The sequence below is a fragment of the Tunicatimonas sp. genome (assembly GCF_049647865.1).
Classification (GTDB): Bacteria; Bacteroidota; Bacteroidia; order Cytophagales; family Cyclobacteriaceae; genus Tunicatimonas.
The window spans coordinates 1-6,496 of record NZ_JBARYM010000595.1; the positions used below are offsets into that span (position 1 = coordinate 1).

Below are 6,496 nucleotides of genomic sequence, written 5' to 3' on the forward strand. Positions count from 1 at the left end.
ATTGCCGATACCAATCGGGCTAAACGCGTGCTGGAAACCAGTCATCCCCCGGTGTACTACATCCCGCCGGAAGATATTAAGATGGAATTTTTGCATCAACTTCCCCAGACAACCTATTGCGAATTCAAGGGGCGAGCCAATTACTACACCGTTCGGGTGAAAGACCAAGAAACACCGGCGGCTGGCTGGTTCTATCCTAATCCGGTGAAAGGTTACGAAAACCTGAAAGATCATGTTGCCTTTTACCCCAGCAAAATGGAAGCTTGCTACGTAGGCGATGAGCAAGTACAGGCTCAAGAAGGCGATTTCTACGGCGGCTGGATCACCTCTGACATTGTTGGCCCCTTCAAAGGTGGGGCCGGAACCTGGGGTTGGTAAACGAATTAATACGAGTCAGTAGATTTACTACTTTAGCGCATCATACAGAATTTCAGCGGGATGCAGAGCAATCCGGCCAGTGCCATCTTTAATCTGATGGCGGCAACTGGTGCCGGGAGCAGCAATCAGTACATTTTCCGGTTGTTCGCGCACGGTGGGAAACAGCACCAACTCCCCAATTTGCATGGATACTTCGTACTTATCGTCCTCGTAGCCAAACGAACCGGCCATACCGCAGCATCCCGAAGGAATCATGTGCATTTGGTAATTCTCGGGTAACGTTAGCATTTTCTTAGTGGGCACCATTGACGAAAGTGCTTTCTGGTGACAGTGACCGTGTAGCTTAATTAGTCGAGGTTCAGTAGTAAAATCGTCTTTTGTGATATTGCCTCGGTCAATTTCGCGGGCAATAAATTCATCAAAGGTGTAAGTATCCTGAGCAATACGCTGCGCCGCTTTTTGCTCTTCGCCTCGGGTTAGTTCTATGTATTCATCGCGCAATGTTAAAATAGCCGAAGGCTCTAGTCCAACAATTGGCGTTTCTTCGTTTACCAAGTCCTTCAACAGCGCAATATTTTCTTGAGCAATGCTTCGTGCTTTCCGAATCAACCCCTTAGAAAGAAAGGTGCGGCCGCTTTCTTTATGCTTCGGAATTTCTACTTCATAGCCCAGTTTTTCTAGTAATTGAATTGCCTTAATACCAATTTCGGTGTCATTGTAATTCGTAAATTCATCGCAGAAGAAAAACACTTTGCCTTTAGTCGCTTCCGAAATAGTAGGCGGCATTTCAGGAGAAGCAACTGATAAGCCACCACTTGTTACCATCGGTTGTCGGGCTTCGTACCATTTCCGCAGAGTAGTTTGGTAAAGCAGTGGTAATGAGCGTTTGCGGGCAAAACCATTTACCTGTTTAATCAACCCACCAATAAGTGGATTAGTGACCGCCCAATTATACAGGCCAGGGGTGCGAGCCGCTAATGCGGTAAGCTTCGTAAAATTAGCGATGATCCACGTTTGAAATGGTATCCCTTTCTTATCGTAGTAGTGCTGCAAAAATTCTGCCTTCATCTTGCCTACGTCTACGTTGGAAGGGCACTCTGCCTTGCAGCCTTTACACGATAGGCACAAATTCATCACGTCCTTAATTTCATCGTGAGCAAAGCGATTCGATTGGGTAGAATTCGTCAGGAAATGACGAAGAATGTTCGCTCGGGCCCGGGTAGTATCTTTCTCACGGCGCGTAGCCATATAACTAGGGCACATGGTTCCACCACTGAGATGGGTTTTTCGGCAGTCGCCCGAGCCATTGCATTGTTCGGTTGCCCGCAAAACCCCCTTATTTTGACTGAAATCCAGCACGGTTTCAATTTCGGGAATGGGATGACCGGGCATGTACCGAAGCTGCCGGTTCATGGGCGGAGCATCGACAATTTTGCCTGGATTAAAAATAGTATTAGGGTCCCAAGTGCGTTTGATCTCACGAATTAGTTCGTAGTTCCTATCGCCAATCATCTGCTGGATAAACTCCGCCCGCAATCGTCCATCACCGTGCTCACCGCTAAGCGATCCTCGGTACTTCTTCACCAAGTTAGCAATGTCTTGGGCAATTATTCGGAACATAGCGTTGCCTTCTTCCGATTTTAAGTTCAGGATAGGACGTAGGTGTAGTTCACCATCCCCGGCGTGAGCATAATGAACGCAGGATAGATCGTACTTTTCCAGGGTCTGATTGAATTCGGCAATATACTCAGGCAAGTCTTCCACCGCTACGGCCGTGTCTTCTATTACTGGCTGCGCTTTAAAATCACCTACCACGTTTCCCAATAAGCCTAAACCTGCTTTACGAACGTTCCAGGCAGTTTTGCTATCCTCATTATAAAGTATTGGAAAGTGATAGCCGTAGCCTTCCGCTTTCATTTCAGCGTACATGGCTTCAATTGCTGCATCAACTTCCTGACGAGTATCTCGGGCAAACTCAATCATCAGCACCGCTTTGGGTTCACCTTCAATGAAGTAAGCATTTTTACTATGCTCAATGTTAGCGCGAGTGCGTTCAATAATGTGGTGATCCATCAGCTCCGAAGCACCCGCCCCATGCTTCATCGCGATAATATTGGCCCGCAGACTTTCGTCAATAGAGTGAAAATGCGGACAAGCCACTCCTATTTCTTTAGGAGGCAGTGGCAAACAGTTTAGTTTAATTTCGGTAATGAACGCTAACGACCCCTCGGAACCACAAAGTAGCTTACAAAAATTAAACAGATCAGCCCCGCCAAATATTTCGCTATCCAACAGCACATCTACTGCGTATCCTGTATTTCTTCGGCGTTTAATCTCAGGACGAGGAAACTGGTCGCGAATTTCTTGTTGCACTTCCGGTTGAGAAAGTTGGTCGCGTAGCCGTTGATAAATTTTAGCTTCTAGCTCACTGACCGCTGTTTCCCCCGAACACTTTTTCTCAAATTCTTCATGAGTTAGGGCTTTGAACTCCGTAAAGCTACCATCGCTCAAAATGGCCCGAACTTCTAGTACGTGCTCACGGGTTGTTCCGTAAATAGGTGAGTGTAATCCACAGGAGTTATTACCCATCATGCCACCAATCATAGCTCGATTGGCGGTGGAAGTTTCCGGCCCAAAAAACAACTCATACTTTTCTAAATACTTATTCAGATCGTCGCGAATGACTCCCGGCTGCACTCGAACCCAGTGTTCGTGTAAGTCTACTTCCAGTATCTCGGTAAATTTTTGCGAAATATCTACGACAATACCGTTACCAACTACCTGGCCCGCTAGGGAAGTGCCCGCTGCTCGCGGTATCAGCGAAGTACGGTAGCGATTAGCAAATCGGATAAGGGTAGCAATATCGGCTTCGGTTTCGGGAACCGCTACGGCCAGAGGCATCTCTTGATAAGCCGAGGCGTCGGTAGCGTATAAAGTACGCATGGCATGGTCGGTATGTAACTCGCCCTGAAGCTGTTCAGCCAGTTTTTCCAGATTCATAATAGTACAAATACAGTTCTCTAAATGTACTACAATCTAATGAATGTATAAGTTTGCAATGGAGACCGGAAACTGAAGTCCAGACTCCAGACTGAATTTTTGAAAAATAGCCGTATATCAATTTCCGGTTTCCCGTCTCCGTTTTTCGGATTCCGCCTAACGTTTTCCCCACTGGATAAGGAAAGTGCCGGTCATAAGGAAGAGCACTCCGAGAATCTTTTTAGTGTTGACGGGTTGCGCCTGAAAACCAAGCCAGCCGTAGTGATCAACTACTACCGAAAAGGTAAGCTGACTCGCAATTATTAATCCGAACAATTGAGAGGGTCCAATCTTGGGCGCAATTAAGATCACAGAAGTGATAAAGATAGAGCCTATTAGCCCACCCAACCACATCCACCAGCGCGTTTGAGCGATATTCTGTCCATTCAGCACTGAGAAATCCGATCGCATGACAATGTTAACAATTAACAGGCAGAGGGTGCCGGTGACGAAAGAGATAAGTCCGGCTATGAACGGATTACCTAAAAAATGACTAAGCTGGGTATTAGCCCCTGATTGAATTACGACTCCCATGCCAATTAGCAAAGGAATCAGTAATAGTAAGTATGGCATGAATTAGCGATTGAAGCAAAAAAAGTAAAGATAGCAGAATCGCTAGAAAAACCTTAGTAAGTAATGCCTTACCGGATAACGCCTTACCGGGTAGTGCCTTACCGGGTAACGCCTTACCGGGTAGCAACAGATTCTATTACTGCTTGAAAGGCATACATTCGGTCAGCCGGGTACCAGCGAATGGCTTGTCGTAAATACTGACGAGCTGAAGTAAGTTGATGATGATTATAGTTATCTACCGCTGCATTAAAGTACGAAAGGCCCAATAGTTCTTCCATACCTACCTTGGCCTGAATAGGTTGAGGGTACATAGCCGCATTAGCCTCTTCAGATTGGTACTGGGCTATTCGTTTGGTTATAGCCAATTTATCCGAAACAAAGCCCCCCAAAGGATCAGTACTCTCAATAATTACTATTTCTTCACCAAGCGGAACCTCCAAATACATATGATAGGTCATTTCTCGTACCGAAAACCGGATTTGAAGTGCATCTAGTAGCAGCGCATACAATGCAGTGCCCGAAACACAGTCGTAATGACCGCTACCGAGCAGATCGCCTAAGGTAGCGTAAGATGCGTATCTTTTAAGATGCGTGCGATGAATATGGTAAAAAAAGTATTTTAAAAACTGCTTAGTAGATTTTGACTTCTTCAGTTTCCGGTTCAGATATTGCGCGGTATGCTGAAGAGAAACATACTGTTCCTGAATATTCGCTGGGGTGATATCAGACTGAATGGTAACGAACTGAGCAAATAGTTTTGGCGATACTTCTATTTTAGATGCAGGTACGTCTACTAATGTCGGATGACTCGGTACTACCAATTTCTGAGCAGACACCGAAACAGAAAAAAATAAGGTTATTCCCCAAATATATAATCGCATCATAGCAGACCCTCCTTTCAAGTATTAACAAATGTTAACATAAAGTTAACAATTAATTAACATATAAAATCTTTTTTTTCTTAGTAATTTTACATGTTAAGAAGTCACCTGTTTTACTTGATTCTTTATTAACTCTTGAAAAGAGTAATATTAAATGCCAGAATAGTACAGTAGAAACATGGTTGCTACTTTAGAAACTACCGTTTCTAGCCAAAAAAAGTACATTGATCAAAGATGTATACTATTAACTCTGGGCTAAAATCTGAGTCGAATAAATCTTGATAGAGATAGATAATTGCTAGAAGAAATGCAGCCTCAACTACGAAATTCCTTCTTCCCTATCGTTCCAACGGTGAAAGTAGGGACCTTTGTTAGCAGGCGTAATGCCGGTTAAAAAGTTAGGAAGCGGAGCTGACATAGGTCCACTACCGATACCACACGCAATGCTGGGATAGATATACGTACCAAAAAATCGGCTTCTTTTTTTACCCACTTTATTTTGAGTATCCCAAACTTCTAGAGCATCCTCTTTAGAAACTGGGCGGCACATAGAAATATAATCACGACCCGGGCGTACAGCCCGGTAGAAGCCAATAATATTAGAAACTAAATTTTCAGCACTAAATCCGCTATCAGCAGTCCACCCGTAAGGGAATTCTGACTGTACTGTTTGAAACCCATACGCCACCTCCATATAAATAGCTAAAGTAACCGACTCCCGCTCGGCTGATGATAGACCAGAGCGGACGTAGTAATTTTTAGTTGCCCCTTTAGTATGGCGGCTAGGTGGCTGACTATATTGCACTTTAAACCCAGGATGCTTAAGGCTACGAATACCCGCTTCGCCTACGAGCTTAGACCACAAATTTCTAATAGTAATTGGGCGCGCCTGAGCCAGGTCAATCCACCCGCACAAGCAAGTGTAAATAAGGCCATAATCTTTAAACACACTGTTGGGACCGTCTACAATATCAGTACGTTTTAGCATAAGGTTGTGTGGTTAGTATAAAAAAAGATATAAAAGAAAGCATTAGGCTCATCAAGCGTTCATCACTGTACAATAAGTGTCCGGTATCGGACAAGCCAATTCCTTAGAAACCCCTTTTTTTGACACGTTTAGTCAGTTTTTAGGTTTGGCATAGCCCTTGAAACATATATTGGCAAGGACGCAAAATTTTGCTTCTCAACAGTAACCCAAAAATTTAAAAATCATGACGACAATAAACAACATTATCCCAGCTTCTTTACTAGTAGATCGCGAAAATACCACGATTCCTTACAGTGCAGAAACTGTTCATTTAAATGAACGCATAGCTCGAGGCACTGTTCCATTCTCAAAAATGGGTCAAGGGAAATTTCGCAAACTGTTCAACCGGCATACAACCGCGTATCGCTGAAAAGAAACGAAGCAGCAATAACAACCCATATCTTACTATTGACAAAGTCACTCAATGAGTGACTTCTGTTTTGAAGGAACATCGGTATATAAGTTTAACTAAGTGGAACTCGTTGATCAATAACGCCTTCAATTAATCACTTTAGTAAAGACAGTAAAGGGCCAGAAAAAAGGTTGGAAAATCTCTGATACGGAACTATAAAAGCTAATTGTAAAATCAGTTTAAATC

The 6,496-nt window shown here is 44.0% G+C and carries 5 protein-coding genes; 1 reads left to right on the plus strand and 4 read right to left on the minus strand.

Annotated features, from left to right (window positions below):
• A partial coding sequence (locus WBA23_RS17515) for a DUF427 domain-containing protein (protein WP_424583580.1) occupies positions 1-378 on the plus strand: 378 nt, incomplete at its 5' end.
• 27 nt (positions 379-405) lie between these two features.
• Here WBA23_RS17515 and WBA23_RS17520 read toward each other — a convergent pair.
• From WBA23_RS17520 to WBA23_RS17535, 4 genes are all read right to left on the minus strand, one after another.
• Positions 406-3,378 carry an FAD-binding and (Fe-S)-binding domain-containing protein gene (locus tag WBA23_RS17520; protein ID WP_424583581.1) on the minus strand — a complete coding sequence of 991 codons (2,973 nt, stop codon included), beginning with the start codon at positions 3,376-3,378 and terminating at the stop codon, positions 406-408.
• A gap of 156 nt (positions 3,379-3,534) precedes the next feature.
• A complete protein-coding gene (locus WBA23_RS17525) occupies positions 3,535-3,990 on the minus strand; it encodes a DMT family transporter (protein WP_424583582.1) in 456 nt (151 codons plus the stop codon).
• Between the two features lie 113 nt (positions 3,991-4,103).
• Positions 4,104-4,874: a hypothetical protein gene (locus WBA23_RS17530; RefSeq protein ID WP_424583583.1), complete on the minus strand. Its 771-nt coding sequence runs from the start codon at positions 4,872-4,874 to the stop codon at positions 4,104-4,106.
• A gap of 316 nt (positions 4,875-5,190) precedes the next feature.
• Positions 5,191-5,859 (minus strand): hypothetical protein, encoded by a 669-nt coding sequence (locus WBA23_RS17535; RefSeq protein WP_424583584.1) that lies wholly within the window; start codon positions 5,857-5,859, stop codon positions 5,191-5,193.
• Positions 5,860-6,496: the final 637 nt, after the last annotated feature.

What these genes read in the sequence shown, in the direction of transcription:
- WBA23_RS17520 (WP_424583581.1), bottom strand. Translation starts at nt 3,378, where the DNA reads ATGAATCTGGAAAAACTGGCTGAACAGCTTCAGGGCGAGTTACATACC.
- WBA23_RS17535 (WP_424583584.1), bottom strand. Translation starts at nt 5,859, where the DNA reads ATGCTAAAACGTACTGATATTGTAGACGGTCCCAACAGTGTGTTTAAA.
- WBA23_RS17525 (WP_424583582.1), bottom strand. Translation starts at nt 3,990, where the DNA reads ATGCCATACTTACTATTACTGATTCCTTTGCTAATTGGCATGGGAGTC.
- WBA23_RS17530 (WP_424583583.1), bottom strand. Translation starts at nt 4,874, where the DNA reads ATGATGCGATTATATATTTGGGGAATAACCTTATTTTTTTCTGTTTCG.